We start from the raw sequence: 25,820 nt of genomic DNA, 5'->3' as shown, positions 1-25,820 counted from the left end.
CGGCACTTTATGCGCACCCCAACAGCACTTGCGGTCGCTTTAGTTATATCGTCAGGAATGGTTCAGGCCAACGAAGATGAAACCGTTGTTGTTCTTGGGCAGCAGCTTGAAGACAGCTCAGTAGGTCCAGATTTTAGCTACGTAGGATTAAGTAGTCGCACGGCAACAAAAACCGACGTTGCGATAGGTGAAACACCTCGTGCTATTTCCATTGTGACGCGTGAGCAAATGGACGACAGAGCGTCGATCAGTATTGCCGATGCATTGCAATACACACCGAGTATCCAAGCAAATTACTTCGGTGAAGATAACAAGCAAGATTGGTTTGTGATTCGTGGCTTTAAGCAAGCAAACAGCGGCTTGTATCAAGACGGAACGCGTTTGTACTCATCAGGCTTTTACAGCTGGCAAATCGACCCATTTGGGTTGGAGCGAGTAGAAATTTTACGTGGTCCTGGTTCTGCATTGTACGGCCAAACTCCTCCAGGTGGCGTCATAAATGTCGTGAGCAAGCGCCCTCAATTTGACGGTGGTTCTGGTCAGTTTGCTATTGAATACGGCACTGACGATCGTAAGCAAATTAGCTTAGATGTGAACTCTGAAGTTAACGAAAAAATGGCATTCCGCCTACAAGCGCTTGGTCGCAAAAATGGCAGCCGTGTTGATGGAGTAGAAGCTGAACGTATTTTCATCGCCCCTTCTCTGGCTTATAAATTCACAGACGACACCAAATTAACATTGTTAACCAGTTACCAAAAAGATGATTCCGACCCGTATCTGCAATTTTTGCCAATGGAAGGAACGTTAACATCGAATCCAAACGGGAAAATCAGTGATAGCACTGCGGTAGGCAATACCGATTGGGAAACGTTCGAGCGTGAACAACTGTCAGTAGGCTATGAATTTGAACATCATTTCAATGACAGTACTTACTTCATGCAGAATACGCGTTACAGCAAGATGGACATTAACCTCCGTCAAATGTATTCGCTTGGCTATGCGACAGATTATGGTTTAGGTGTTTATGACCCAACAAACAGCAAGGTTCTACGCGGGGCTTCCACAGAGGAAGGCACGTCTGACGCGTTTAATATAGACAACCGCGTTGTACACACCTTTAAAACTGGCGTTGTAGAACATACTTTGCTAGCTGGTATCGATTATCAAAGTATCGATATTGACAGTAAAGATTATGCTTCAGACCCATTTGTTGCCGATGGTAATAGCTCGATTATTGTTCCAGCTGGAGGGACTTTCGTTTCGATCGCAAACCCATTGTTTGATGTTTTCAACCCGTCCTATAGTAACAATGTCACTTTGCTGGATTCTAACTTTAGTGTTGTTGATGAATCTGACCGCCAAACCACTAAAACTAAAAACAATCAACTAGGCCTGTATTTACAAGACCAAATGATGATTGCGGACAAGTGGGCAGTGCAAATAGGTGTTCGTTACGACGATTCCCAAAATAAGACACATAACACGACAACGGGCGCAAAAACTAAGGTCGACAACGAAGAGTGGACAACTAACTTCGGTGTTGCTTATTTGATGGATAGCGGCTTTACACCTTATGCGAGCTACGCTCAGTCGTTTGACCCAATAATTCAACTTGACGCCAATGGTGACCCTGCGAAGCCAGAACGTGGCGAACAGTACGAACTTGGCTTGAAATACCAACCGCGTAGCTTTGACGGTTACTTCAACATTGCTGCGTTTGAAGTATCGAAAGAAAACTTAGCGCGTCAGGTCGCTGGCCAACTAACGCAAATTGGTGAGGTTCGTAACCGTGGTTTAGAGCTAGAAGCTGTTGCAAACGTGACTGAAGCATTAACCTTGATTGGTAACGTTTCATTCATTGATTCTGAAATAATAGCAGATTCGACAAGCAGTAATGTAGGCAACACGCCATCACAAATTGCTGACCAACTCGCTTCAGCTTGGGCAAATTACCGCTTCCTAAATGGTCCATTAGATGGCTTAACGATTGGTGCGGGTGCTCGTTACGTTGGTGATTCATATGCCGATAATACCGAAACAAACGTTGTTCCTTCATATACATTGTTTGACGCTACGTTAAGCTACCGTATTGAAGATTATAAGTTCCAAGTTGCAGCGAAAAACCTAGCAGATAAAGAGTACGTTGCTACATGTGATTACTACTGTTTCTACGGTGACCGTCGTAACGTGATTGCGAGCGTAACCTATGACTGGTAGCCACCAGCCTGCGAACACTCTGCCCGATGGGCAGAGTGTTTCTTTAACTGAAGGGCTAGATAGATATAGTGTTGAAGTGAGTAGCGGTTCTCTCGAAGTAGTACGAGAAACGGATCATTTTTGGCGACTTACAGAGATGACGGCTACCGAACAAGAAGCTCTCTCAGCGTTTGCGCTTTTGTTTTCCGCTAACTCAGATATTCGAACTATTGAACTCGGACAATTTAAAAGCGAAGTGTTGGATTCTTTGTCCTTTGAAACTGCCGAAGGCTTAAAAGTGCTATGGCGTGAAGCCGTTATGCAAACTCCGGAGTTATGGCTTAAGAATCGAAATCACGCCCTTTACCCACATAAGCAAGTTCTTGACGCTGCAGGGTATCATCCGGCAAGGCCAAAGCCTTTGTATGGGGAGCTATATCGTCGCTACATTCCAGAGCTAAACGCTGTACTTACATTAGAAGGGTTAGACGTTGATAAACATCTAACGTTGTTCAATAAATGGCAGAACACAAAGCGTGTTGCCAATTTCTGGGAACAGACTGGTTCGTTAGAAGAGCACAAGTTTTATTTAGAAGAATCCTGCAAAAACCATAAAAATCAACTGCTAATTGTATGTTTAGACAACCAGCCTTTTGCTTATATCGAAGTGTATTGGACAAAAGAAGATCGTATCGCGCCTTACTATGCAGCTGGCGACTACGATCGTGGGATACATATGTTGGTAGGCGAAGAGTCTCACCGCGGAGCACATAAAGTTGCTGCTTGGTTGCCTTCTGTTTGTCACTTCATCTATCTATCGGATCCTCGCACAGAAAAGATTGTTAGCGAGCCAAGAGCCGATAACAACAAAATGATTGGGTATCTACAAAAATACGGCTTTGCCAAAGTTAAAGAATTTGAATTTCCGCATAAGCGTGCGGCTTTAATGTGTCAGTTAAAAGACAGCTTTTTCAGTAACGAGTTCTAATCGAGAGCAGTTTGTACTGAAACAAGGAGTCGGAATAGGGCGCTTGTTTGCGCCTGCAAAATTTTCATGAGGTTATACATGACGAAACAAATTAAGGAATATGATGTTCTCGGAGTGGGCTTTGGTCCTGCTAATTTATCGATAGCTATTGCTTTGGAAGAGCAAGCTAAAGATAAAGGCTTAAGTTATTGCTTCTTGGAGCAAAAGCCTCATTTTGAATGGCACGGTGGTATGTTGTTAGATGGAACAAGAATGCAAATATCTTGTTTGAAAGATCTGGTGACACTACGAAATCCAACCAGTCCTTATTCATTCGTTAATTATTTGCACACCAAAGATAGGCTTAATGCGTTTATTAACTTAGGTAGTATGAACCCTTCTCGTGTTGAGTTTAACGACTATCTGACTTGGGTTGCTAATCAATTTTCAGAACGTGTAAATTACGGCCAGCGAGTCATTGATATTGAAGCGATTGATGAAAATGGTCAAAGCTCAAAAGTAAAAGTTACCTCTACCGATATACACGGCAACCAGACGGTTCGAATCGCTAAGAACCTTATTGTCGGTATGGGCGGGATGCCGAAACTTCCAAAACTGTTTGAAGGCCATGATAACGAACAAATCATCCACTCCTCGAAGTACAAAGCGTGGCGTGAAACCTTTAAGCCAAACTCAGAGCCAAAAATCGCGATCGTGGGTGCTGGGCAAAGTGCTGCTGAAATATTCGTTGATCTCACCAATCGTTATGCTGATGGTGAAGTTCACATGGTTAACCGCCGCTTTGCATTGCACCCGGCTGATGACAGTCCGTTTGTAAACGAGGTGTTTGATCCTGAGTTTACCGATCACATGTATGAAAGCACGCAAGAGCAGCGTGACCACATCCTTTCTCGATTTAGCGCGACTAACTATTCAGTTGTGGATACAGAAGAACTTAACGCCATTTACGAGCTGCTTTATTTGCAAAAAGTAACTGGTGAGGGTAACCATCAACATCTACGTTGTCATGACATCCAAGAAGTTGCTATGAAAGATGACAAAGTAGCGTTGCGTCTGAATGACACGATAAACAAAACACAGTTATGGAAGGAATACGATGCGATCATTCTTGCTACGGGCTATCGTTACGATGAGTTCAACCAAATGCTCAGCTCGATTGAACCCTTGATTGATAGTAAATCGGTAGCGCGTTCATACCAATTAGACATGAAGCCAAGTTGTGAAGTTAAGATCTTCCTGCAGGGGTGTTGTGAATCTTCTCATGGCCTGAGTGATACGCTTCTTTCTGTGTTGGCTGTTCGTTCTCAAGAGATCGTAGATGCGCTTCTCGAAAACTCACAGAACGAGCTAGAAAAAGCTTAGATTCTGTATGTGAACAATGTTGTGGTATTTGTTCGCAGCATATTTGTTTATCACGTGTTTCGAAGCACATATAGCCAAAACGCAAACGCCAATATTATATTGGCGTTTTTGTTCTTAAATATTAATTCAATCCATAGAGTCGCCAGTTGTGTGCTATCCCATTTATCGGCCTAGCTGCCTAGGTTAGAGAATTATGGCTTGCCGCAAATTTGTTAATGTATCGATGAAATTTGTGTTGATATCGCCTTTAAATCAAACAACTAGCTGTTGATTAAAACGATCACTACGATTTATTGCAGCAGTTGTTGAGCACAAAGCCTATATTGACTAGAATGACGCACTTTTTTTATTTACGTACATACAGGTAATGAACATGAGCGATACTAATTCAAGACCAGCTTTACCAGATCATCTTGCAGGTAACCCACGCAGCCCACACCACGTTGCTGAGTGTTTCGAATACCCAATCGGCATTCGTCTAAATGGTAAAGAGCGTACTGATGTTGAAGAATACTGCATCAGCGAAGGTTGGGTTAAGATCCCTTCACCTAAAGCGCTAGATCGCTTTGGTCAACCAATGCTTATTACTCTAAAAGGCACTGTAGAAGCTTTTTACATCGAAGAATAATTGTTGGAGTAACTCGCTAATCCTTGGTGTCACTTGCCAATACTGAGTTACCAAGCGTTATTACTAGAAAAGGCCTAGAAAAATCTAGGCCTTTTTTGTTTTTCTGTGTTGACCATTATTCCAAAAACTTCGCTTACCATGCGATACCTGCACCAATTGAAAACTCCAAGTCTTCACCTTCTGCTTTGTCGAAACCGGCCGTTACCACAAAACCACTGTCCATAATGTAGGTTGCATCTAAGCCGCCAACTTGTTTGGTTGAACTGTCTGAGAACTTGTTCCTATCAAATGTGACATCAGTATGGGTGCGTTTAATGCCGTAGCCCGGTGTTATGTAAAGGTTTTCGGTTATACCAATAGGGACGTGAAACTGGTATTCATTGTCGCGTTGTTTGTATTCATAAGAAGAGGTGTCATCATTGTATGCAGAGCGTGTAAATTCAAAGCCATACCCCAGAGAACCAACACCACGGTATTTGATGTAAGAAGCAGACCAATCACGCCAACCACGTTCAGCAGATAGACCAAATGTAATCGCGGTTTCATCTTGATTTTGCTCATAAGCGTGAACATTGGTAATAGATAACAACAATAAAGCGGTTAGAGCCAATAGAGGAAGGTTTTTGATGGTCATTTGATCACTCGCTTATGTTTACAGAATATTGGCGATCTCGGTATAAACCTAGACAACCATTAAATTGGTCACGTAATTCGAATCATCCTTGAAAGATTGAAGCATTTTACTGAAAGAGCTACGTAGAAATATTGGTAGGAAAAGAAGGGCACCAAACGTACTGTTTGAATGCCCGGCAGTTCTGTTTTATTAAGAATGATTACTTCAGCGTACGAAGCTTGTTTGCCTGTATCTTTGCTCGAACTTTGGTAACGGCTGCTTGCGAAGGTAAGTTATCTTTTACCTTGCTCTTTATCTCTGCTACTGGGATGAAGTTCCATTGGCCGTTGTGATACTTCACCACAAATGTTTCTCTGCTCATCTCCTCACGGAATACCCAAACACCGTCATCGAGACGTTTAAAGTCACCAACTACATTTCCACTTGTATCTCGCACAGTCCAGAAGGTGTAATCATTGTCGGCATAAGTGATGGAATCTTTTCTGCCTGAGATCATCTTGTCTCCAGAGCTAATCGTGACATAGTTATCACGAATGATGATTTCACCAACACGCTTGTCATCCACATAGATGCTATAGAGGGTTTCTTCTTCACTAGAGCGCTCTTTTACTGCCCCGATGTGCGCTTCATCAGTATCCTTATTAAAAAATGGAAGATCACCCAACTCAGGGATATGTACGAAACCCAAATCAGCTTGTGCAATCTTGTCTTTTAGACCGGGTGCATCAACACCATATTCAGGGTCTACGTTCTCATAACCGCCATCGTTATCGATATCATCTTGCCCGAAACCGGGATCGATATTTTCAAAACCGTAGTCACCATCAAATTCAGGTTGTGTCGGTTCAGATGTACCACCTGATGAACAGCCAGCTAAAACAGTAGCAAGTACAAGAGCGATAAGTGATTTGTTCATGATATTTCCTATCGTTTAATTAATTAGTAAGAAGCTGATGACTGCACACCATACCCAAAATATTGGGCGAACAAATAAAGTTGTTTTGGGCATTGCTGCATCACTTGAGGTTGTACGATACGCAATCACCAGCGTTCAATAAATAAACGGAAGCATAGGTTTGACATCACGATTGGTTATGTATTTAAGATTCAAAAGAAAGTCATAGAATATAAGTGCGATTGTAGGTTGGTGGGTTGGTGGGTTGGTGGAGTTTCTACACCTTGATTTGTTTTTAATGAATAACCTGTTCGATATTTGCTCATTCGAACAAAATGTACCCACTTAATGTTTCCTGAAGTTAGATATACAAAAACGAAAATATGAAGCGCAGTCTAATTAAATGAAACTAATATGCTGTATTTAAAGTTATTTATTGTTAATAGATAGCTATATCACAGAAAATAATCCTGAAGCACATACAATTCCCTTGATTTCGAATGAGCGTTTAATTTTTTCGTTCGAGCATTTTAAATTTCTATCGCCCAATAATTATGAGGTTCCTATGTTTGGAATATTCAAACCTATGGCGCATATCGATCGTTTATCGTCAGATAAGATTGATAGCACCTACACACGTTTACGATGGCAGCTTTTTCTCGGCATCTTTGTTGGTTATGCAGGGTACTACTTAGTACGCAAAAACTTCAGTTTGGCGATGCCATACCTTATTGAACAAGGGTATAGCCGAGGCGAACTAGGGGTTGCTTTAGCCGCAGTATCCATCGCTTACGGTTTATCTAAGTTTTTAATGGGGAGCGTGTCGGACCGCTCTAACCCTCGTTATTTCCTCAGTGGCGGCTTGTTGATGTCGGCATTGGTGATGTTCTGCTTTGGTTTTATGCCATGGGCGACAGGTAGTATTACTGCGATGTTTATCCTGTTGTTTCTAAATGGTTGGTTTCAAGGTATGGGTTGGCCGGCCTGTGGGCGAACCATGGTTCACTGGTGGTCACGAAAAGAACGCGGCGAGATAGTCTCCGTATGGAACGTGGCACACAATGTCGGTGGCGGCTTGATCGGCCCAATGTTCCTATTGGGGCTTTGGGCTTTTAATGACGACTGGCGAACCGCTTTTTATGTTCCTGCATTTTTTGCCACTCTCGTTGCTATTTTTGTTTGGTTCACTGTAAGAGATACACCTCAGTCTTGTGGCTTACCACCAATTGAAGAACACAAAGACGATTACCCAGACGACTACGATAAATCCCATGAGAAAGAAATGACGGCGAAAGAGATTTTCTTTAAGTACGTTTTCTCTAACAAGTTGTTGTGGTCAATCGCGATTGCTAATGCGTTTGTTTACCTTATTCGTTATGGTGTACTTGATTGGGCTCCGGTCTACTTGAAAGAAGCAAAAGACTTCTCAGTAGATAAATCTTCTTGGGCTTACTTCTTGTATGAGTGGGCGGGTATACCTGGCACGCTACTGTGTGGTTGGATTTCAGATAAATTGTTTAAAGGCCGACGCGCACCTGCAGGTATCTTGTTCATGGTTTTGGTTACTATCGCTGTATTAGTTTATTGGCTAAACCCAGCAGGTAACCCAACAATTGACATGTTGGCGCTGATTGCAATTGGTTTCCTTATCTATGGTCCGGTAATGCTCATCGGCTTATACGCACTAGAGCTTGCTCCTAAAAAAGCTGCAGGTACAGCGGCAGGCTTAACAGGTCTGTTTGGTTACTTAGGTGGTGCGGTTGCTGCAAACGCAGTGCTTGGGTTTATGGTTGACCACTACGGTTGGGATGGTGGTTTCATTATTTTGGTGGGCGCTTGTATTGCATCATTAATTTGTTTGCTTTATGCCTTCATGGGTGAGCGAGCACATCATAAACAAAAAAATCTTGAAAAAGAGAAAGAAGCGTTAGCTTAACGGCTCTTTAACCTAATAAAACAACGTCAATAAATCAAAGAGGCAGGATATTCCTGCCTCTTTTCTATCAAAGGAATGGAAATAATGAAAACAACGTCAATGTGTATGACTCTTTTGGCATTGAGCTTATCAGCAAACGCATTTGCTGAACCTTTAGTGATTGCGCATCGCGGTGCATCAGGTTATTTACCTGAACATACGTTGCCTGCCAAAGCACTTGCCTATGCAATGAAACCTGACTATATCGAACAAGACGTGGTGATGACCAAAGACGATCAATTGGTGGTGTTACATGATCACTATTTAGATAGAGTCACCGATGTTGCTGACCGCTTTCCAACACGAGCACGCGCTGATGGCCGCTACTATGCCATTGATTTTACGCTTGCCGAGATCAAATCATTAAAAGTGACTGAAGGCTTTAACCTCGATGAACAAGGCAACAGAGTGGCAGGGTACCCAACACGTTTCCCTATGTGGCAGTCTGATTTCCGGGTCGCTACTTTTGCAGAAGAAATCGAGCTGATCCAAGGCCTAAACAAGACCTTAGGTTATGACGTAGGTATCTATCCTGAGATTAAAGCACCTTGGTTCCATCGTCACGAAGGCAAAGATATTTCTAAAGCAGTGCTTGCGACTTTACATCAATATGGTTACCTATCGAAAGGCGACAAAGTGTATTTACAGTGTTTTGATGCCAATGAACTTCAGCGTATCAATGATGAACTTATGCCGGCCATGGAAATGGATCTCAAGCTCGTTCAGTTGATGGCTTATACCGATTGGAACGAAACCATGACTTATAAAGGTGAGAAAGCGACGCCGTACAGCTACGACTGGATGTTTGAGAAAGGCGGCATGGCAAAAGTCGCTAGCTATGCTGACGGCATTGGTCCTTGGAAACCTATGTTGGTAGACGATGCATCGACCGAAGATAACATCATTATTAAACCATTGATGAAGTCAGCAAAAGACGCGGGCTTAGACGTTCACCCGTATACGTTCCGTGCCGATCCAGGAAGAATCCCAGCCTATGCTGATAACTTTGATGGTATGTTGGATGTCTTTTACAACCAAGTTAAAGTCGATGGCGTGTTTACCGACTTCCCAGACAAAGCGGTAGAGTTCCTTAACCGTTAATTCCCTTCCAGTTACGAAGCACTAATAACGAGATACGAAGAGCTAAAAGTAAAACTTAAAAATGCTTTTAGTTCTTCCTTGTGAGCCTCGTTCTCACTGTAATTACCATTTTGAAATTCCTAGGTTTACACCAATCTCTCCCCTTGATAGCTTACCAACATTACAGTCTGTTATTTCTCACTACAGTCTGTTATTTCTCACTGACTGAACCTTATATTCAAACTGGAAAAATCATGGAAGAAAGAAGCAAAGATTATCTCGATAGTTACCTCAATACGTTGCCAACCGAAGTGGCTTCTCAATATACGTCTTTTAGTTCCGACTATTACTGCGCTGATGAATACAACGCCAATCTCTGCGCTCAGTTGATTCTCAAAGGCGAAAAACAGGCGTCTTGCAGCCTTGAATATTGGTACAGCCATGAAGGGGAAGCGATGCCTGTCGTAGGGCATTTGCAAGTCGTCACTGATTGGGATGGCAAGCCAGTTTGTATTGTAGAGATTACTTCAGTCTCACAGTGCAAATACAACGAAGTCACTGCTGAATTTGCTGCCGCGGAAGGTGAGGGTGATAAAACACTCGAATGGTGGAAAGAAGCGCACTGGAACTTCTTCTCGCGTGAATGTGAAGAGCTCAAAATATCGCCAGCTGAAGACATGTTACTCGTATTAGAGCGCTTCAAAGTGGTTTATCAATAAAGGGTATTTTGTTGATTCACAATACGTGAAATTTTGTGTTTAGGAGATCGTGCTCAATAAACAGCAACAAGGTTGACCACAATGAGCCTAACTGTTCGAGAAGTTCTTATAAGCTCGCTTGAGGGCTAGATAATTCATCGCATGCAGGAGGCAAGATGAACAATATTACAAAGCAAATCGATCTAACAAAAATCGTGTTATTCGACTGGGGCAATACGCTGATGGTCGATTTCCCAGATGCACAAGGGAAGATGTGTGACTGGGAGAGAGTTAAAGTGGTCGAGTGTGCTCGGGAAATACTTTGTGAACTATCTAAAACCCACCAGCTTTATGTTGCGACTAACGCATTAGACTCAAGCGAGCAAGACATCATCAAAGCTTTTGAACGAGTAGGGCTCACTCGGTATTTATCGGGTTATTTTTGCAAAGCTACCCTTGGCTTATCTAAATACGACTCGGATTTTTATCCCGCCATCATTTCTAAGCTTGGTGTTGAGCCTCAAGATATCACCATGGTAGGTGATACATTAGAGAAAGACATTTACCCAGCACTTGAAGCGGGTTTGCAAGCGGTGTGGTTGAACACTAGTCGAGTTGATTTTAAGTCAGAGCCCCCCCGTATCGTGCAAATTAAAAACTTAAGCGAACTGTTGGAGAAGCGCGATTAACTCTCTGAAATTCAGCCTAGATAAAGCACTTGTCTGTTTTGACGTCAATCTCCCATCTCTTTGTTGTTTAATCCTTTAAGCTAACTCTAGTTTCCACTATGAGGGCTAGATTATGAGTATCGAACGTCACGGAATATCGGTTGGAATTGAACGTGTTAACGGTGAAACCATTGTTGTGTTTAAAGCGAAAGGAAAACTCACACACAATGATTACCAAGCAATGATACCAATTCTAAATACAACATTAGAAGAACTCGATTCATCTGAACTTAAGATGCTGGTCGATATATCATCTTTAACAGGTTGGGAGTTGCGGGCTGCTTGGGACGATTTCAAATTGGGATTAGAGCTCAATTCGAAGATAGACAAAATTGCTATTTACGGCGATAAAAGTTGGCAAGAAATGGCATCAAAAGTCGGCAGTTGGTTTGTGTCGGGTGAGATTAAGTCATTTGAAGATCACGACTCTGCACTTAAGTGGCTAGTCGATTGATCCTATTCGCAGACAGTTATAGATCAATCTGTAAACAACACTAATGACAGTTGACGCTCATTGTCTCGAAAGCTGTCATTTTTCATTTTGGCTATGATAATTCCTATTCGACTCCATAGAGTATATTCATTCCAGCGTGTAACATACCCAGGCTTTGTTTGGTCGAGAGTAATAGTGTGACCAGATTCAGTAAAACGATAACTAAAACAAAAATAAGGTCTAACGACATGCATAAGGTAATTGATAAGCTGGCTTGGATATTCATCAAAGACGGCAAGTTGTTGATGGTGAGATCAAAAGGCAAAGAACTATTCTATCTACCGGGTGGTAAGCGTGAAGCTGGCGAAAGTGATGAGCAAGCACTAGTTCGCGAAATCAAAGAAGAGATCTCTGTCGATTTAGTGTCAGACTCCATTAAATACGTTGAGACCTTTACAGGCCAAGCTGATGGCAAAGCGGAAGGCGTATCGGTGCAATTGACTTGTTATCTTGCTGATTATACTGGCGAACTGTCTCCAGATGCTGAAATCGAAGAGCTTAAGTTTGTTGATGGTAACGACAGAGCGGTATGCTCATTGGCAGCACTGGTTGCGCTTGATTGGTTAGAAGCTAACCAGTATTTGGCTTAAGGTTTTAGCATCTATCAGCTGTATTAGTGCATATTAGCTAATGTTGCAGACTGATCTTTAAAAGATCATCACTTAAGAATAGCTTGAAGGGCGGCTGTCTTTCATCAATAGATCGAGTTTCCTTTGAGCTTTCTTCGTGTCTTGTAAATCCACTACCTCAATCATTTCACACTCATCTCGCACCATCTCATTAATCAGGCTTGGATAATGTCTGCAATCTTCTGGTCGGTCTAAATAGATGCTACAGGTGTACTTGGCTTGAGCCTTGGTATCTTTCGTCGGAACCAGTTCCAGAAAAGGGCAACGGCTTAAACGTTCACCAGATTCAGGGTCGAACCAGATCTCGCTTCCACGAACATATTCAAAGATGTCTGGATTGAACAACTCCCACAAATCAATCTCTTCTTGCGTTGCGGCAAGGTCGCCATCTCCGTATTTGATACAGCATTTCCCGCATTGATTACAATTTTTCATTAGTGACTTCATTGGTTGGTGAGCTTTTGTCATTTTACCACTGATAGGCGTGGCACGTTGCCTTAGTTGTTCATGCTTATACCGTTAAGGGGCGCGAACTTGGAATAGCGACACTTAAAATTAATTTATCTATGCACGACCACTCCAATCAAAGCTGTAAACAGTGATACAATTTGTGCCTCTCACGTTATTCAAGCAAAGGCATCAAAATGAGAACGGTATACACTACCGAAGGCAACATCAACGCAAAGAAACAAAAAGACGCTTACCCAAAGCTCGCTTTATGTGACAAGTGCATAGGTGATTATGTGGTTATCGAGCAAGGTGAACGAACTTATAAGCCTTGTGCTAAATGTGGTGCCGACGATTAATGCGCCTTGATAAATACCTATGTAAAAGCACTGACCTAACCAAGCCTGAAGCGATTGAACGCATCCGTAATAGCGAGGTGAATGTAAACAGTGAGACTGTCACCGATGAATCGACTCAGGTTCACGAAAGCAACACCATCTTGTTAAACAGCACGCCGCTTCATTTACGTGAATTTCGTTACCTCTTAATGCACAAGCCTGCGGGTACTATTTGCTCCAATATCGACGAAGTCTATCCCTCGCTGTTCAACTACATCGAGATAGGCAAAGTATCAGAATTGCACATAGCAGGGCGCTTAGATGCTGACACCACAGGCTTAGTTTTGATTACCGATGATGGGCGATGGTCATTCAATATTACGCTGCCAACCAAGTCATGTAAGAAGGTATACCGCGTGACATTGTCACGAGATATCAAAGGTGATGTCGCTGATAAGTTCAAAGCGGGCATTAAATTGCAGGGCGAACAAAAACCGACGCGTCCGGCAGAGCTTGAAGTGATTACCAGTAAAGAAGTGCTGTTGACTATTACAGAAGGTAAGTTTCATCAAGTAAAACGAATGTTTTCTGCGGTAGGGAATCGAGTTGTTGGTCTTCACCGTGAACAGATTGGTGATGTTCGTTTAGATGTTGAAGTCGGTCAGTGGCGTTATCTAACCAAAGCCGAAGTCGGCTCATTTCAGCAGGGCTCGGAATAAATGTTTTAATCTCTTAAAGCGAGTTAGCATCAGAATATCAATACTATAAGGATGTAGGATGTAGGATGTAGGATGTAGGATGTAGGATGGAAAACCTCAAAGTCTCAGAAATTAAGTCTTTCGTACCCGTGAAAGACTTCAATTTATCTAAGCGTTTTTACCAGTCAATCGGCTTTTAAGTTATGTCTGAATTTCACGATATTTCATATCTACGACACGGCAGTTGTGCCTTCCTTCTGCAAAACTTTTATGAACCTGCGCATTGTCACAATTACATGATGCACTTGCTGGTTGAAGACGTAAAAAGTTGGTCTCAACACATCCAAAACTCTAATGTAGTGTCGGAATTTGAAGTTACCGTTTCCGAGGTTGTTGAGCAGCCTTGGGGAATGCTTGAGTTTTGTATCACTGACCCAAGTAGTGTCCCATTTATTTGTTTATAACGACAGTATCAACGCTCAACAGTTTTACGAAAAGCTGGGCTGGTTTCCACGTGACTAAGTTCGAATGTATTCATTTAATAGTTCTAGTAACAGCAACGTTTAACATTATGAATATATTTAACTGATTCAATATGCGTGGCATTTTTGGCCCAATTCAGTGTTCGTTCATGGCCTAATGAGTTAGGCTAGGTCACAACGTTACCCATATATTACACGGGTGAATTAGGGACTTTCAGTTAAGGAGATCAAATGTACCAGGGAAGTTGTTTGTGCGGTTCAATACCGTTGTCATTAAAAGGCGTCCTGGTTTATTGGTTTCAAGGTAAGGATTATTTATGCAGAAAATGGAGTTTGTAAGAGTCCTACTGGTAGAAAAGGGCGTGAAACCTCAATTAACGAATCCATACTTTTACCTATGGTGGAAGTTACTTCGTATTGAAGCGAAGCCTCGGGTATTTGAAAGCCCGTTTAAGTTGTTTTTTCTTCAAGCTATATTTGGCTCTGTTTTTTGGGGTGGATTTATGTGGTTGTTATTTTGGCAGTTTGAAGGTTTCACAACATTCCAAGTGTATTGCTCTTTGTTCTTCGGTTTATTTACCGGGTTATGCTCTGCTCTTGAGGTGGCTAGAGCACGACGGAAGTTTGGGCTCAGCATACTAGAACGGTGGCTTGAACAGAATAAACTCACAGAGAACTAACAATACACTGAGGTATAAAATTTTGAAGAAGTTAATAGCGTTTATTGCCTGTTCCAATCTAGTCACGTTTGGATCGATTTATGTGCTTGAGTGGCAGTTTGGTTATCTCTCTATTCACTTTTTAAGTGACTACGCATTTTATACGATGCTGGTTCTCCTTGGGTTAGGAACGTTGTTTTCATTTACTGGACATACCGTTGGATATAGTGATCCAAGTAATGTGGCAGGAGTGACTGCGAGTAGTCTGATCGATAATGATTCAGCCAAAACGACGGTGGTGAATAAGTTGGAAAACACGAACTTAGGAAGCCGTTTCTTGATCGCCAGCTTAGTACCTCTGGTTTTTTGTGTGTTTGCATAACTTTATTGTTCCGCTGCCTATTAACGGGAGTTGAGCTAATAATATCGCTAGGCTCATTCTGTATTTTTTAAATGAATCCAATTGACATGTTACTTCCAATATATGAAAGTGGCTGTATGAAAACTAGTCAAAAGCACGTTAATTACCGAATTATCATCATTCCATAGAATGGTGGGATTCGATACGCTCTAGACCAATCAACCCACCCGTAAAGGTGGGTTTTGTGTATCTATCTTTCGGGGAAATAGACTCTTGGAGAAGTTTACATGAAAAAAGTAGCCGTTTTTGGTAAGCCAGGCAGTGGAAAATCGACAGTAAGCAAAGCACTTGCTTCTGCTACCAATTTGCCACTTCATCAATTAGATTCCTTGGTATACAAACCAAGTGGTGAATTAGTCGATAAAGAAGTATTTAAAGACATTCACGATAAGATAATCAATTCAGAAACTTGGATCATGGATGGGTTAGGGCCGATCAGTTTGTTCTATCAACGTTTAGAAGAAGCCGACACGCTTGTGTATATCGACCTTCCGTATTCAGTCAGTTATTGGTTCGTCGCCAAGCGTTTGCTAAAAGGGTTATTCGTCAAACCAGAAGGTTGGCCTGATGGAAGCTCTATTTTTAAAGGCACATTACAAAGCTACAAAATACTAAAATTGTGTCCAAAATTTTGGAACGATGACTTTATGTTAAAGCTACTTGAAAAGTCGCCTGAGAAAGAAGTTCATGTAATCAAAACTGTTGCGGAGTTAAATGATTTTGTATTGAAGTGCATGATTAAGGAACATCGATGAGAGTGCCGTTTCAAGTATCTAATGAACCTCGGCCATCGAATGAGCATACAGAACTTCGTTGGTTCTGCTACCAAGAGGTTTGCCAGCTCTTAGAGTATGATTCTAATCGCATCGCCTTATGGGAAGCTTATGAAAGGATTAAAAACGAGGTCAACTAAGTAATTATCGGTTTTGAGTCCGAATTAGCACATTTTTGCTATGCATCACTATTCGTTCTTAATTATTTATAAGATGTTAGGGGTAGGATTCATAAGTTGATAATATAAAATCTACACTATATTGTTGATTGACTTATATAAATGCTTGATAACAAATACATTAAACACTCGTACAACTGCGAGAAGTGCAACGCTTTGACGCCTCACTTCCCAATAACCAAACCTGACGATTCTGCATCAGAAATGAAGCAATTTAAGTTTGGTATGTTGATCGAGTTCTTGATGACGACACTGTTTAAATCAGACTCTCATTCTAGCAGTTTCTTTGTTGAAGAAGAGCAACAATACGAATGTGAAAATTGCAACACAACATCGTGGCATTAATGTGTCGATGAGGCTTGTGGTTTTTATGATTGAAGGGTTTAGACGGGGCTGAGTGATGAACAAGAAAGGTGAGCCTCTGGGCAAATTGAGTATTGAAACGTGTCTATACTGGTATTGGTTGTGCTACTTACCTTAAAGTGGCGTTAGAAATGATGTGTTTAACTAGGCTAACTCTCAGAGGTAACAATGAAAAAATTACTATCACTAGGCGCCGTTTTACTTGCGGCATCATTTTCAGTCGCCGCTTCTGACGGTTTGATTAAGTACCAAAGTAATTACTCGGTAAAAGAAACCGCTGACCGTTTTGAAAGTATCGCTAAAAGCAAAGGCTTAACGTTGTTCGCAAGAATCGACCATCAGAAAAACGCGAGCAGTGTTGATCTTGAATTGAGACCAACCGAAGTTATTATTTTTGGAAACCCTAAGGTTGGTACGCCATTGATGCAGTGCCAGCAAGATGTGGCGATTGATTTACCACAGAAAGTGCTTGTAACCGAAGATTCGAATAAGAAAGTCTGGTTGTCTTACAACGATCCTAATTACTTGATGGAACGTCATGCTATTAACGGCTGTGATGAGGTGATTAAGAAAATATCAGGTGTGCTGAGTAAATTATCGGAAGCGACAATCGCTAAGTAATGATGATTTCGAGCCTGAAACCTTGTTTAACGCCATTCAGTTAAACTGCTTAGACAAGAAGTGAACGATGAAGCCCACCCAATATGGTGGGTTTCTTATAGAGTGTAGGTTTTACTTTGCACGTCATCAGGAATAACGAAATAGGGACATCATGACATTACGAGTAGTACCTGAACTTTATTGTTTAGATATAGAGGTGAGTAAGTCATTCTTTGTGGAAGTGTTGGGTTTTTCGGTTAAATACGAACGTCCAGAAGAAGCCTTTGCTTATCTGACTCTGGATGGTGTCGATGTCATGCTCGAAGGGCTTAATGGCGATAGTCGTAAGTGGATTACAGATAAGCTAGAAGTACCGTTTGGGCGAGGGGTAAACTTTCAATGGGATGTGTCGGACATCGATACCTTGTATCAACAAGTTAGTGACCAGTCTAAAGCGTCTATTTACTTAACATTAGAGTCTAAATCGTACTCATGCGATGACCGTGTCGCGATTCAAAAGCAATTCATTGTTCAAACGCCAGATGGCTACTTATTTCGATTTTGTCAGGACCGCCATTGAATTGATGCCTTTGGCATAGATCTTCGGCCAACATTCACAATGCGATTAAAACAACATAAGTAAACGATTAAAGGAATACTCCGACATGTACGGGAGTGAAGAAACCAGAGCATTTTGCTGTAATTGCAAAGTACTGACTCGTCATAAATACACCATGTTTAGTAACCAAGTTCAAAAAGCACCTCAAGAAGCAAAGAAACCTGGATTGCTTGGACTGATTTTATCGTCGTTAGCCTCAAGTGGTGGAACTGGTGACTACAAATGCACAAAGTGTGGTACTAATTTACGTACTCCCGATAACCTTGATTAACGTCTTTTGATGGCTAGTTTCTTGGTTACTCAGTTTAGAGTTCTAGACAAATGTTGTGCCAAAGTCGAACAATAAACAAAGTGTTTATTATAAAAAGGACATAAAAAAACAGGCAGATCTTGTGATCTACCCGTCTTTTAATCGCTAATCTCAATCATAGTCTTGGTTATTGAAATTCAGAACGCTTAAGCACAGCACTTCTTGTATTTCTTGCCGCTACCACATGAACATGGATCGTTACGATTAGGTGTTTTTTCAAACGTCATCGTTTTTGGCTTGTTTAATAGCGTATCTAGTTCAAGCGTGTTTTCTTCTTTGTTTGCATCTACTGTAATGTTTACAAAGATAGCGCTGTTTGCTGCAAGAGCTTCAACTTCTGCTTTACGAGCTTCAGTTTGAACCATTACTGCGATTGGTGACTCTTCAGTACCCGCTTTAACATCGCGGTTTACGTTGTAGCCAGCAAGAACGTGATTTTGTCTTGTCTCGATACGGCCTTTGAAAAATAGTTTCGACATTGGGTACTCATTACAAATTGGGATGACGCTATTCCAACGGGAGAGCGTTATAGAGCGGGGGATTATACTGATATATTGAAATTGATAAAGCAGTGATGTGAATGTTCTTTTAGCGGTCAGAGCGGAAGTGCGTGTAATCATCATATTGAGATACTTCGCTACATTGAGCTAATTAAGGAAGAGCAATGAAACCAAAGCAAGTGGTACTTGGTTTTTGGGACGCAATGAGGACCAATGATTTTGCAAAGGCGAGTGAATGGTTGGCAGACGATTTTCAAGGACATTGGCCTCAGTCGTCTGAGTTGACGACTGGTCGAAGCAACTTTACAGCAATCAATTCTGAATACCCAGCTAACGGAGTTTGGGAGTTCGAGCTCAACTCGATTGTCTGTGAAGGTGATACGGTGGTGACGGATGTCTCGGTCACTGACAGCGTATTGAAAGATCGCGTGATTACTTTTCACACGGTTGTCGATGGCTTGATTCAAAAGCAAACGGAGTTTTGGCCAGATCCATTTGAAGCGCCAGCGTGGCGATCACAGTGGGTTCAGATTGTGACGAACAATCAGGCTATATCGAACAATCAGCTTGCATCGAATAATAAAGTTGCGTTGAATAATAAAGGCGCGTCGAATAAGTAAGCATTAGGAGATTTCATTGAACAAGGTAGTAATAGTAACGGGCGGGAGCCGAGGCATTGGCGCAGCGACGTCGAAACTGTTGGCCAGTAAAGGCTATGCGGTATGTGTTAACTTTATTCACAACGAAACAAGAGCCGAAGATCTGGTTAATGAAATTCGTGAACAGGGTGGAACTGCTATCAGCGTACGTGCGGATGTGTCTGTTGAATCAGACGTCAAATCCTTGTTTGAGATCGCTCGTAATAAACTAGGCCCTGTAACTCATTTGGTTAATAACGCCGGGATTTTATTTACCCAATCAGCATTGGTTGATATCGAATTAGACCGCTTTGAAAAGGTCATGAAGTCGAATGTATCGAGCTGCTTTTTATGTAGTAAAGCCTTTATCAAACAAGCTGGAGACGCAGGTTCGATTGTGAATGTATCCTCTGCAGCATCTCGAACCGGTGCACCATTTGAATATGTCGATTATGCTGCTTCGAAAGGTGCGATGGATTCATTGACCAAAGGTCTGTCGCTTGAGCTAGCGTCCCGTAATATCCGAGTTAATGGTGTAAGGCCGGGGTGTATTTATACCGAAATGCATGCAGACGGTGGAGAACCTGATCGCGTTGACCGATTAGCGGCACAATTGCCATTACAACGTGGTGGTACGCCAGAAGAAGTTGCGAACTCAATAGCGTGGTTATTATCAGACGAAGCTTCCTATGTGACAGGTTCGTTTATAGATATTGCAGGTGGGCGATAGAGGCCAGCGTCCATAACATTCAGAGAACTCAGTTAACCATCAATAGGCCATTAAAAGTACCAAACTAAAAGAATGAAACTAAGAGTACAAACATGAAAAACTATTTTGAAAGTCCGTTTGTTGGTAAATCACTGAAAGAGCAAGTGACCAACCCGAATATCATCGTCGGTGAGCACAGTTACTATTCAGGCTATTACCATAATCACAGTTTTGATGACTGTGCACGTTACTTGTTGCCTGATAGAACTGATATCGACAAGCTAATTATTGGTCGTTACTGTTCAATTGGCTCTGGTGCTGTATTTATGATGGCGGGCAACCAAGGCCACCAAAATCAATGGGTGAGTACCTTCCCATTCTTCTATCAAGACGATGAAAAGTTCGAACGTGCGGTTGATGGTTTTGAACGTTCTGGCGACACCGTGATAGGTAATGACGTTTGGATTGGCACAGAAGCTATGATCATGAGTGGCATTAAAGTCGGTGACGGTGCCATTATCGCAAGTAGAGCTGTTGTTACGAAAGACGTCGCACCTTATTCCATTGTCGGTTCAAACCCAGCACGTCATATTCGCTATCGTTTCAATGAGACTGAAATGGCTCAGTTGTTAGAAATGAAATGGTGGGAATGGAGCGAAGAACAAATCAAAGGCGCAATGTCGCTAATGTGTTCTTCAGACATTGGTGGTTTGTACCATTATTGGAAAGGATTCTTGAAGCCTTAAATTGTCGTTCACAGATGAAATGTGAATGGTGAGAACGAGATTAAATTTAACAAATTACTCAATAATCTGATGATGGCAATGCGATTGTGATACGAGTAACTTATTGATTGTAAAGATATTGAATAGTATGGCATGTCGCATTAGCGTGGTGGATGAATTGGAAGGGTATTATGATTAGTTGCAACGATTACGATTATATTGAGATTGTGTGTATGCACCGATACCCAATCAAATTAACGCTGAAATCTGGCGAGCAGATTGAATGTGTCGGATTAGATACTCAACGCAATGATAGCCGTGAAGAGTGCATTAAGGTCAGTATTCAAGGTGTAGAACAACTTGTCATACTCACAGACCTTTCCACACTAGAAGTTTGTGTCGACAACCCTCATTTTCAGCAGATTTCATTCAAAACGTCATAGGCTTTCAAATGAATAACACCATAGAACAATGCTATTGCACCGCATGCCGAGAAGATACACAGCACGTTGTGGTGTTGGTCAGAAAGACGAGTGCGTTTGCAGAGAAACCTAACCAAAAGCGAAGCGAGTTTTGGGCAGGCATGATAAAAGGTTGGTTTCTTGGCCCATTTATCGCATCTATGGACGAATTTTCTCGTCATATAGTGTGTGAGAAGTGTGGTCACAAAGAGATTGAAGATTAGGTATCGATTCAATATGCTCAAACCATCGTTGGCTTAGGAATAAAACGAATGAAAGTAGAAACGATTGAAGCCGTAAAGGCGTATGGGTTTTCAGTAAGAACCACTAATCAGGATGAGGTTGACCCAACTAAAGCGAAGATAGGTCAATTGTGGCAGGACTTTTTTGATCAGGCTTTTCCCAAACTGACGCCGGATTCAAAAGTATACGGTGTCTACACTAATTACGAGTCTGATTTTACGGGTGAGTTTGATGTTATCGCGTGTGCTAATGCGTTAACGGATCAAGACTTAAATAATCTTATTGAAACCAAGATTGAAGCAGGCAAATATCTGACGTTTTCTGCTGAAGGTGAACTTCCTCAAGCGGTCATCGATCTATGGGGAGAAGTGTGGACGTATTTCAATTCACCTGATTGTTCACATGTTCGAACTTACACGACAGATTTTGAATGTTACAAAGGCGAAACTGAAGTCGAGATTTCGATAGCGATTCAGTGATCAGTTTAAAATAAACAAAAGGCTTAACTTAGACTCTAACATCCGGTTAAAGGACTGCAGTATCCAGTTAAGAGACAGTAGTTACCGGTAAAGAGACAGCTAAGCCTTTGAATATCTGTTCATTACAAAGAAGGTACAGTGTCACGTAATTATCTTAATACTTACGCTTTATCTAACCCTGAATTCCCCTAGAGCACCCCAAATCCCCTTAAGTCACCCAAAAACACAATCTTGCTTGGTTTCATTCCACAAAGGGTATTGCTTCATGACTTGGGTGTAGAGCTTACTTTCCAAGTGCGCTCTTAACCAACGTCCTACGTTTTTGTATTCAGATTGTACAAACCACTTCTTTTCGACCCGCACAAACTGGCTGACAAAAGGCATTACCGCAAAATCGGCCAAGCTTGGGGTTACTCCAAAAAAGTAGGGCCGATCGGTAAGTAGCACTTCTAATTGATTAATGAACGCTTCGCAGGCTTGTCGACGTTGTTCAACATCGATGTTTCGATAACGAACCGACGCGCGATACTTTTCTAAGTGGCCAATAAAATCTTCATCGTTGGTTTTGATGAGCTGGTGGACTTGTTCGCTCAGTGTTGGATTACTTGAACGAAGAAGATCTTGAGGATCGTTTTGTTGAAGAGCCCAGTTCATGACATCTATGCTTTGTTCAATGATGTGTCCATTTGGCAACACCAAGACCGGAACGGTACCTTTTGGCGAACTGGTTAATAGTTCGCTAGGCTTGTCTTTGGTAATGATTTCCCTGAGTAACACTTTTTGCTGTGATAGTGCGATGCCCATTCGTCCGCGCATTGCGTAAGGGCAGCGACGTAAAGAATAAAGGATAGGTAAATCGGATTCGTTTGGCATTATTGAGGTCATTTAGTTTGAAAAGTGTTGTTAGGTGGTAAAGAGATCGTGATGTAGGTAGAATACGCGGCTTAAAAATTATAAGTAAGTGAGCGACTTCAAAAATGAGCAGAAAGATTGAGTTATTAGCCCCTGGTGGCGATGTAGAGGCGATTAAAGCAGCTATCGTGGCCGGTGCCAATGCAGTTTATTGCGGTTTAGACACCTTCAACGCTCGTAACAGAGCCTCTAACCTGTCGTTAGATGAGTTGAATGGTGTGATTCGCCTTGCTCATGAATATGGCTGTGAAGTGTTTCTGACTCTTAACGTTGTGCTGCTGGAACATGAAATTAAGAGCATCACTAAACTGCTAAATCAATTAGTGAACACCAAACTAGACGGCATCATCGTTCAAGATCTTGGTTTGTTCGATTTGGTGAAAAAGCATTTCCCATCATTAGATGTTCACGCGTCGACTCAGTTAACAACGCACAACGAAGGCCAGATTAAGTTCTTGTCTAAAATTGGCGCAACACGCGTTAACTTGTCTCGAGAGTTGAACCTACCTGAAATCAAGATGCTGACAGAAGTAGCACATGATCACGATGTACTAACCGAAGTGTTCGTACACGGTGCTTTGTGTATCGCATTCTCTGGTCAATGTTACTCAAGCTCTGTAAGTGTGGGTAACTCAGGTAACCGTGGCCGTTGTAGCCAAGCGTGTCGTGATGAATACGAAATCACCAATGCGGGCAACAAGTTCCCACTTAACTTGAAAGATAACTCCGCTTACTACGACCTACCTGAACTGGTTGACGCAAAAGTTGACTCGTTGAAAGTAGAAGGCCGTATTAAAGGCGCACACTACGTATACACAGTAGTAGATACGTGGCGCAAACAGATTGATAGCTTTGTAGAAAGTGGTTTGTTGATCGAAGATGATTCGAACCTGCACAAAGTATTCAACCGTGATTTCACCAACTCTTTCCTTAAGGGGAACCTAACGAAAGACATGTTCATCGATAACCCGCGTGACAACAGCATGAACTACGCCGTTGATAAAGCGACGAAAGAGAACAATGAAATCTCTGTTGTGCAAATTCAAGAAGTGACCAGCGATCTTTACGAAGCTAAGAATGCGCTAGGCAGCGAAATGCGCGACAAGATCGAGTTCCTTGATATTCGTAAAACACCCGTGTCATTGTCGTTTAGCGCGAAGCTTGGTCAACCATTCACGGTGACAGTGAACACATCAAAAGAGAACTTTACGGTTCAATCTAAATCGTTATTGATAGCGGCAAGTGAGAAGGCGATCGATCAAGAGCTACTTGAGAAGCGTTTTAAAACTGTGAAGAGTGCGGTTCATACACTAGAAAGCTACAACTTCGATAACCTTGATGCTGGCCTGATTGTTCCTTTGAAAGAAGTGTCCAATCTTAAAGATGAAATCGACTTTATTCTGAACGGTTCTGTAGAAGTAATTAAGCACGTTGAAGTGCCAGCACTGCCTCAGCACCCTAAAGTGAATGAGAAGCCGACTATGTCGATGCTTATCGCGGATGTGGAAGACTTGCACCTATGTGATGTGACTGACGCAGATGTTTACTTCAAACTGCCGGAAAGCTTCAAGAAGCGTTGCAACAAGTACATCGATATCTTGGCCGAAAACCCACGTTTGATCCCTTGGTTCCCTGCAGTATTGATCGGTAAAGACTACGACGAAGCTGTTCGTATTCTTGAAGAGATCAAGCCAGCTCGCATCGTGACCAACAACACGGGTATTGCTTACAAAGCTTACGAGATGGGTATTGAGTGGGTTGCCGGCCCGTTCATGAACACAACCAACTCTCACGCACTGGTTACTCTGAAAGAAGAGCTTAACTGTGCAGGCGCATTCATTTCGAACGAGATCAACAAAGGTCAGATTCGTCATATTCGCCGCCCAGAGAACTTCAAACTGTTCTACAGCATCTACCACCCAATCTTGATGATGACTAGCCGTCAGTGTTTCTTCCAAAGAACCGTCGGTTGTAACAAGCCAAGCATCGAAGCGGGTTGCATGTTGAAATGTGAGAAAGCGACCACGATTACTAACGTTAAAGGCATCTCTTTCGCGGTTGATAAGCAGAAGGGTGGCTACCCAAGCATTTACAACCACGAGCAGTTCTTAAACCATGACGCTGTAACGGATTTCTCGGGCCTGTTCGACGAGTTCTTCATCGACCTAACCAACATCGGTGCAGGTTCTAAAGAAGTACAAGACAAAGTAGAGCTGATTAAACACTTCCAAGGTTTGATTGATGGCGTTGATGGTTCACAACAGAACCTAGAGCAGCTAGTCGAAATTCGTACTAACGCTCAATACATTCAAGGTCTATAGCGTTCAAGGTCTATACGGTCGAAGGTCTATACGGTCGAAGGTCTATATGGTTAAAGGTCTATAAGCTCCAACGTTTATAGCTAAAAGCTTATAAGTCCAGAAGACCAAACAAAAAGTCACTCAATCGAGTGGCTTTTTTGTATCTGAGTATTCTTAATCGGCGAATGCGTTATTCCGTCACCGTTTCCTGTTTAAAGCATGGACTCTTTAATGTGTTCATCTTCTCGATTTCATTGGTTAAGCGCAACGAGAGCAGGGCTTTTTGGTTTGAAGCAAAATCAAACATCACGATGGTCGCAGTACCAACTGTCGTCAGTTTCTGTTGAGCCTTACTGACAATCGCGTATTCCATGGTGAATCGGTCGTCTTGAATGTCTGTAACACGAGAACCAATCATCAGCGTGTCTGGATAAGTGACCGGGCGGAAATATTTACAATAAGTGTCGCCAAGAACAGGGCCAACTTTGGTAATCGCCATCTCTTCCATCAGCTCGACGTGCTTGAAAAAGTCTAAGCGAGCGGTTTCGAAATAGCGAAAGTATACGGCGTTATTAACGTGATTGAGTGCGTCCATTTCTCCCCAAGCGACAGGGATTTCTGTTACTACCGGGTAGTCAGATAATAGTGCTTCCATGCG

At 42.1% G+C, this 25,820-nt stretch carries 33 protein-coding genes and 2 pseudogenes; 29 read left to right on the top strand and 6 right to left on the bottom strand.

Features of this window, described 5'->3' with window-relative positions; genetic code table 11:
- Positions 1-9 precede the first annotated feature (9 nt).
- The 4 genes from OCW38_RS07780 (at position 10) to OCW38_RS07765 (ending at position 5,174) form a co-directional block, all read left to right on the top strand.
- Positions 10-2,217 carry a TonB-dependent siderophore receptor gene (locus OCW38_RS07780; protein WP_261895650.1) on the top strand — a complete coding sequence of 736 codons (2,208 nt, stop codon included), beginning with the start codon at positions 10-12 and terminating at the stop codon, positions 2,215-2,217.
- Positions 2,207-3,184 carry a GNAT family N-acetyltransferase gene (locus tag OCW38_RS07775; protein WP_010441109.1) on the top strand — a complete coding sequence of 326 codons (978 nt, stop codon included), beginning with the start codon at positions 2,207-2,209 and terminating at the stop codon, positions 3,182-3,184. The genes OCW38_RS07780 and OCW38_RS07775 overlap by 11 nt, the downstream gene beginning before the upstream one ends.
- Before the next feature lie 78 nt (positions 3,185-3,262).
- The gene (locus OCW38_RS07770) at positions 3,263-4,546 is read left to right on the top strand and encodes a lysine N(6)-hydroxylase/L-ornithine N(5)-oxygenase family protein (protein ID WP_016769245.1); all 1,284 of its coding nucleotides are present in this window, start codon (positions 3,263-3,265) and stop codon (positions 4,544-4,546) included.
- Between the two features lie 373 nt (positions 4,547-4,919).
- A complete protein-coding gene (locus OCW38_RS07765; protein ID WP_010441105.1) occupies positions 4,920-5,174 on the top strand; it encodes a DUF3297 family protein in 255 nt (84 codons plus the stop codon).
- Positions 5,175-5,307: 133 nt separating this feature from the next.
- Here OCW38_RS07765 and OCW38_RS07760 read toward each other — a convergent pair whose 3' ends face one another.
- Together OCW38_RS07760 and OCW38_RS07755 are read right to left on the bottom strand one after the other, a co-directional pair.
- Entirely contained in the window at positions 5,308-5,808 is a 501-nt protein-coding gene (locus OCW38_RS07760) for a hypothetical protein (RefSeq protein ID WP_016784466.1), read from the bottom strand.
- Positions 5,809-6,007: 199 nt separating this feature from the next.
- Positions 6,008-6,724, bottom strand: a complete 717-nt coding sequence (locus tag OCW38_RS07755; RefSeq protein WP_010441102.1) for a lipoprotein — start codon at positions 6,722-6,724, stop codon at positions 6,008-6,010.
- A 544-nt stretch (positions 6,725-7,268) separates the two neighbouring features.
- Here OCW38_RS07755 and glpT point away from each other — a divergent pair.
- The 6 genes from glpT to OCW38_RS07725 all read left to right on the top strand — a co-directional run bounded on the left by glpT (position 7,269) and on the right by OCW38_RS07725 (position 12,267).
- Positions 7,269-8,639 carry a glycerol-3-phosphate transporter gene (gene glpT, locus OCW38_RS07750; RefSeq protein WP_016769248.1) on the top strand — a complete coding sequence of 457 codons (1,371 nt, stop codon included), beginning with the start codon at positions 7,269-7,271 and terminating at the stop codon, positions 8,637-8,639.
- 84 nt (positions 8,640-8,723) lie between these two features.
- On the top strand, positions 8,724-9,779 hold the full coding sequence (gene glpQ, locus OCW38_RS07745) for a glycerophosphodiester phosphodiesterase (protein WP_016784463.1): 1,056 nt from the start codon (positions 8,724-8,726) through the stop codon (positions 9,777-9,779).
- 233 nt (positions 9,780-10,012) lie between these two features.
- On the top strand, positions 10,013-10,477 hold the full coding sequence (locus OCW38_RS07740; RefSeq protein ID WP_016788702.1) for an ASCH domain-containing protein: 465 nt from the start codon (positions 10,013-10,015) through the stop codon (positions 10,475-10,477).
- A 155-nt stretch (positions 10,478-10,632) separates the two neighbouring features.
- On the top strand, positions 10,633-11,145 hold the full coding sequence (locus OCW38_RS07735) for an HAD family hydrolase (RefSeq protein ID WP_016793525.1): 513 nt from the start codon (positions 10,633-10,635) through the stop codon (positions 11,143-11,145).
- A 112-nt stretch (positions 11,146-11,257) separates the two neighbouring features.
- Entirely contained in the window at positions 11,258-11,638 is a 381-nt protein-coding gene (locus OCW38_RS07730) for a SpoIIAA family protein (RefSeq protein WP_010441092.1), read from the top strand.
- Between the two features lie 227 nt (positions 11,639-11,865).
- Positions 11,866-12,267, top strand: a complete 402-nt coding sequence (locus OCW38_RS07725; protein WP_010441089.1) for an NUDIX hydrolase — start codon at positions 11,866-11,868, stop codon at positions 12,265-12,267.
- A 72-nt stretch (positions 12,268-12,339) separates the two neighbouring features.
- Here OCW38_RS07725 and OCW38_RS07720 read toward each other — a convergent pair whose 3' ends face one another.
- Positions 12,340-12,741 (bottom strand): YkgJ family cysteine cluster protein, encoded by a 402-nt coding sequence (locus OCW38_RS07720; protein ID WP_010441085.1) that lies wholly within the window; start codon positions 12,739-12,741, stop codon positions 12,340-12,342.
- A gap of 209 nt (positions 12,742-12,950) precedes the next feature.
- On the opposite strand from OCW38_RS07720, the gene OCW38_RS07715 reads away from it, so the two are divergent.
- The 12 genes and pseudogenes from OCW38_RS07715 (at position 12,951) to OCW38_RS07670 (ending at position 18,156) form a co-directional block, all read left to right on the top strand.
- Complete coding sequence (locus OCW38_RS07715; RefSeq protein WP_010441083.1) at positions 12,951-13,112, top strand: hypothetical protein; 162 nt, start codon at positions 12,951-12,953, stop codon at positions 13,110-13,112.
- Positions 13,112-13,810 (top strand): pseudouridine synthase, encoded by a 699-nt coding sequence (locus tag OCW38_RS07710; protein WP_261893584.1) that lies wholly within the window; start codon positions 13,112-13,114, stop codon positions 13,808-13,810. Before OCW38_RS07715 ends, OCW38_RS07710 begins: the two co-directional genes overlap by 1 nt.
- An 86-nt stretch (positions 13,811-13,896) precedes the next feature.
- A pseudogene (locus OCW38_RS07705) lies at positions 13,897-14,253 on the top strand (glyoxalase).
- Positions 14,234-14,311: pseudogene (locus tag OCW38_RS23050) on the top strand (GNAT family N-acetyltransferase); the annotation flags it as partial. The pseudogenes OCW38_RS07705 and OCW38_RS23050, both read left to right, overlap by 20 nt.
- Before the next feature lie 277 nt (positions 14,312-14,588).
- Positions 14,589-14,951, top strand: coding sequence for a DUF6404 family protein (locus OCW38_RS07700; RefSeq protein ID WP_261893582.1), 363 nt, complete (start codon positions 14,589-14,591; stop codon positions 14,949-14,951).
- A gap of 82 nt (positions 14,952-15,033) precedes the next feature.
- Positions 15,034-15,312, top strand: a complete 279-nt coding sequence (locus OCW38_RS07695; RefSeq protein ID WP_016769253.1) for a hypothetical protein — start codon at positions 15,034-15,036, stop codon at positions 15,310-15,312.
- A 266-nt stretch (positions 15,313-15,578) separates the two neighbouring features.
- Positions 15,579-16,106 carry a P-loop NTPase family protein gene (locus OCW38_RS07690; protein WP_016788696.1) on the top strand — a complete coding sequence of 176 codons (528 nt, stop codon included), beginning with the start codon at positions 15,579-15,581 and terminating at the stop codon, positions 16,104-16,106.
- Entirely contained in the window at positions 16,103-16,264 is a 162-nt protein-coding gene (locus OCW38_RS22970; RefSeq protein WP_315974520.1) for an NUDIX hydrolase, read from the top strand. Before OCW38_RS07690 ends, OCW38_RS22970 begins: the two co-directional genes overlap by 4 nt.
- A 141-nt stretch (positions 16,265-16,405) precedes the next feature.
- Positions 16,406-16,648: a hypothetical protein gene (locus tag OCW38_RS07685; protein WP_102385445.1), complete on the top strand. Its 243-nt coding sequence runs from the start codon at positions 16,406-16,408 to the stop codon at positions 16,646-16,648.
- Between the two features lie 186 nt (positions 16,649-16,834).
- On the top strand, positions 16,835-17,287 hold the full coding sequence (locus OCW38_RS07680; RefSeq protein WP_010441067.1) for a DUF302 domain-containing protein: 453 nt from the start codon (positions 16,835-16,837) through the stop codon (positions 17,285-17,287).
- Between the two features lie 151 nt (positions 17,288-17,438).
- Positions 17,439-17,846, top strand: coding sequence for a bleomycin resistance protein (locus tag OCW38_RS07675; RefSeq protein WP_016793989.1), 408 nt, complete (start codon positions 17,439-17,441; stop codon positions 17,844-17,846).
- A gap of 85 nt (positions 17,847-17,931) precedes the next feature.
- Positions 17,932-18,156, top strand: coding sequence for a hypothetical protein (locus OCW38_RS07670; RefSeq protein ID WP_016769256.1), 225 nt, complete (start codon positions 17,932-17,934; stop codon positions 18,154-18,156).
- A 185-nt stretch (positions 18,157-18,341) separates the two neighbouring features.
- Here OCW38_RS07670 and OCW38_RS07665 read toward each other — a convergent pair whose 3' ends face one another.
- On the bottom strand, positions 18,342-18,674 hold the full coding sequence (locus OCW38_RS07665) for a PBPRA1643 family SWIM/SEC-C metal-binding motif protein (RefSeq protein WP_010441062.1): 333 nt from the start codon (positions 18,672-18,674) through the stop codon (positions 18,342-18,344).
- A 185-nt stretch (positions 18,675-18,859) separates the two neighbouring features.
- Here OCW38_RS07665 and OCW38_RS07660 point away from each other — a divergent pair, with 185 nt between their 5' ends.
- The 6 genes from OCW38_RS07660 (at position 18,860) to OCW38_RS07635 (ending at position 21,950) form a co-directional block, all read left to right on the top strand.
- The gene (locus OCW38_RS07660; RefSeq protein WP_016793988.1) at positions 18,860-19,315 is read left to right on the top strand and encodes a nuclear transport factor 2 family protein; all 456 of its coding nucleotides are present in this window, start codon (positions 18,860-18,862) and stop codon (positions 19,313-19,315) included.
- Positions 19,316-19,331: 16 nt separating this feature from the next.
- Positions 19,332-20,063 carry an SDR family oxidoreductase gene (locus tag OCW38_RS07655; RefSeq protein ID WP_016769258.1) on the top strand — a complete coding sequence of 244 codons (732 nt, stop codon included), beginning with the start codon at positions 19,332-19,334 and terminating at the stop codon, positions 20,061-20,063.
- A gap of 92 nt (positions 20,064-20,155) precedes the next feature.
- Complete coding sequence (gene catB / locus OCW38_RS07650) at positions 20,156-20,788, top strand: type B chloramphenicol O-acetyltransferase (protein WP_010441055.1); 633 nt, start codon at positions 20,156-20,158, stop codon at positions 20,786-20,788.
- Between the two features lie 170 nt (positions 20,789-20,958).
- Positions 20,959-21,210, top strand: a complete 252-nt coding sequence (locus OCW38_RS07645; RefSeq protein ID WP_016788695.1) for a Rho-binding antiterminator — start codon at positions 20,959-20,961, stop codon at positions 21,208-21,210.
- A gap of 8 nt (positions 21,211-21,218) precedes the next feature.
- Positions 21,219-21,452 carry a hypothetical protein gene (locus OCW38_RS07640; RefSeq protein ID WP_010441052.1) on the top strand — a complete coding sequence of 78 codons (234 nt, stop codon included), beginning with the start codon at positions 21,219-21,221 and terminating at the stop codon, positions 21,450-21,452.
- Between the two features lie 48 nt (positions 21,453-21,500).
- The gene (locus tag OCW38_RS07635) at positions 21,501-21,950 is read left to right on the top strand and encodes a GyrI-like domain-containing protein (RefSeq protein ID WP_261893575.1); all 450 of its coding nucleotides are present in this window, start codon (positions 21,501-21,503) and stop codon (positions 21,948-21,950) included.
- Between the two features lie 213 nt (positions 21,951-22,163).
- On the opposite strand, the gene OCW38_RS07630 is transcribed toward OCW38_RS07635, so the two are convergent.
- Entirely contained in the window at positions 22,164-22,754 is a 591-nt protein-coding gene (locus OCW38_RS07630; protein WP_016769260.1) for a glutathione S-transferase, read from the bottom strand.
- Positions 22,755-22,927: 173 nt separating this feature from the next.
- Between OCW38_RS07630 and OCW38_RS07625 the strand changes: the two genes are divergently transcribed.
- The gene (locus OCW38_RS07625; protein WP_016793517.1) at positions 22,928-25,183 is read left to right on the top strand and encodes a peptidase U32 family protein; all 2,256 of its coding nucleotides are present in this window, start codon (positions 22,928-22,930) and stop codon (positions 25,181-25,183) included.
- A 169-nt stretch (positions 25,184-25,352) separates the two neighbouring features.
- Here OCW38_RS07625 and OCW38_RS07620 read toward each other — a convergent pair whose 3' ends face one another.
- Positions 25,353-25,817 (bottom strand): acyl-CoA thioesterase, encoded by a 465-nt coding sequence (locus tag OCW38_RS07620; RefSeq protein ID WP_261893573.1) that lies wholly within the window; start codon positions 25,815-25,817, stop codon positions 25,353-25,355.
- Between the last annotated feature and the right edge of the window lie 3 nt (positions 25,818-25,820).

The organism is Vibrio cyclitrophicus, assembly GCF_024347435.1.
Taxonomy (GTDB): Bacteria; Pseudomonadota; Gammaproteobacteria; order Enterobacterales; family Vibrionaceae; genus Vibrio; species Vibrio cyclitrophicus.
This window is presented reverse-complemented; position numbering and strand designations above follow the sequence as displayed.

Coding starts and splice junctions, on each gene's coding strand:
- OCW38_RS07780 (WP_261895650.1), top strand. CDS start 10: ATGCGCACCCCAACAGCACTTGCGGTCGCTTTAGTTATATCGTCAGGA.
- OCW38_RS07775 (WP_010441109.1), top strand. CDS start 2,207: ATGACTGGTAGCCACCAGCCTGCGAACACTCTGCCCGATGGGCAGAGT.
- OCW38_RS07770 (WP_016769245.1), top strand. CDS start 3,263: ATGACGAAACAAATTAAGGAATATGATGTTCTCGGAGTGGGCTTTGGT.
- OCW38_RS07765 (WP_010441105.1), top strand. CDS start 4,920: ATGAGCGATACTAATTCAAGACCAGCTTTACCAGATCATCTTGCAGGT.
- OCW38_RS07760 (WP_016784466.1), bottom strand. CDS start 5,808: ATGACCATCAAAAACCTTCCTCTATTGGCTCTAACCGCTTTATTGTTG.
- OCW38_RS07755 (WP_010441102.1), bottom strand. CDS start 6,724: ATGAACAAATCACTTATCGCTCTTGTACTTGCTACTGTTTTAGCTGGC.
- glpT (WP_016769248.1), top strand. CDS start 7,269: ATGTTTGGAATATTCAAACCTATGGCGCATATCGATCGTTTATCGTCA.
- glpQ (WP_016784463.1), top strand. CDS start 8,724: ATGAAAACAACGTCAATGTGTATGACTCTTTTGGCATTGAGCTTATCA.
- OCW38_RS07740 (WP_016788702.1), top strand. CDS start 10,013: ATGGAAGAAAGAAGCAAAGATTATCTCGATAGTTACCTCAATACGTTG.
- OCW38_RS07735 (WP_016793525.1), top strand. CDS start 10,633: ATGAACAATATTACAAAGCAAATCGATCTAACAAAAATCGTGTTATTC.
- OCW38_RS07730 (WP_010441092.1), top strand. CDS start 11,258: ATGAGTATCGAACGTCACGGAATATCGGTTGGAATTGAACGTGTTAAC.
- OCW38_RS07725 (WP_010441089.1), top strand. CDS start 11,866: ATGCATAAGGTAATTGATAAGCTGGCTTGGATATTCATCAAAGACGGC.
- OCW38_RS07720 (WP_010441085.1), bottom strand. CDS start 12,741: ATGAAAAATTGTAATCAATGCGGGAAATGCTGTATCAAATACGGAGAT.
- OCW38_RS07715 (WP_010441083.1), top strand. CDS start 12,951: ATGAGAACGGTATACACTACCGAAGGCAACATCAACGCAAAGAAACAA.
- OCW38_RS07710 (WP_261893584.1), top strand. CDS start 13,112: ATGCGCCTTGATAAATACCTATGTAAAAGCACTGACCTAACCAAGCCT.
- OCW38_RS07700 (WP_261893582.1), top strand. CDS start 14,589: ATGCAGAAAATGGAGTTTGTAAGAGTCCTACTGGTAGAAAAGGGCGTG.
- OCW38_RS07690 (WP_016788696.1), top strand. CDS start 15,579: ATGAAAAAAGTAGCCGTTTTTGGTAAGCCAGGCAGTGGAAAATCGACA.
- OCW38_RS22970 (WP_315974520.1), top strand. CDS start 16,103: ATGAGAGTGCCGTTTCAAGTATCTAATGAACCTCGGCCATCGAATGAG.
- OCW38_RS07685 (WP_102385445.1), top strand. CDS start 16,406: ATGCTTGATAACAAATACATTAAACACTCGTACAACTGCGAGAAGTGC.
- OCW38_RS07680 (WP_010441067.1), top strand. CDS start 16,835: ATGAAAAAATTACTATCACTAGGCGCCGTTTTACTTGCGGCATCATTT.
- OCW38_RS07675 (WP_016793989.1), top strand. CDS start 17,439: ATGACATTACGAGTAGTACCTGAACTTTATTGTTTAGATATAGAGGTG.
- OCW38_RS07670 (WP_016769256.1), top strand. CDS start 17,932: ATGTACGGGAGTGAAGAAACCAGAGCATTTTGCTGTAATTGCAAAGTA.
- OCW38_RS07665 (WP_010441062.1), bottom strand. CDS start 18,674: ATGTCGAAACTATTTTTCAAAGGCCGTATCGAGACAAGACAAAATCAC.
- OCW38_RS07660 (WP_016793988.1), top strand. CDS start 18,860: ATGAAACCAAAGCAAGTGGTACTTGGTTTTTGGGACGCAATGAGGACC.
- catB (WP_010441055.1), top strand. CDS start 20,156: ATGAAAAACTATTTTGAAAGTCCGTTTGTTGGTAAATCACTGAAAGAG.
- OCW38_RS07645 (WP_016788695.1), top strand. CDS start 20,959: ATGATTAGTTGCAACGATTACGATTATATTGAGATTGTGTGTATGCAC.
- OCW38_RS07640 (WP_010441052.1), top strand. CDS start 21,219: ATGAATAACACCATAGAACAATGCTATTGCACCGCATGCCGAGAAGAT.
- OCW38_RS07635 (WP_261893575.1), top strand. CDS start 21,501: ATGAAAGTAGAAACGATTGAAGCCGTAAAGGCGTATGGGTTTTCAGTA.
- OCW38_RS07630 (WP_016769260.1), bottom strand. CDS start 22,754: ATGGGCATCGCACTATCACAGCAAAAAGTGTTACTCAGGGAAATCATT.
- OCW38_RS07625 (WP_016793517.1), top strand. CDS start 22,928: ATGAGCAGAAAGATTGAGTTATTAGCCCCTGGTGGCGATGTAGAGGCG.
- OCW38_RS07620 (WP_261893573.1), bottom strand. CDS start 25,817: ATGGAAGCACTATTATCTGACTACCCGGTAGTAACAGAAATCCCTGTC.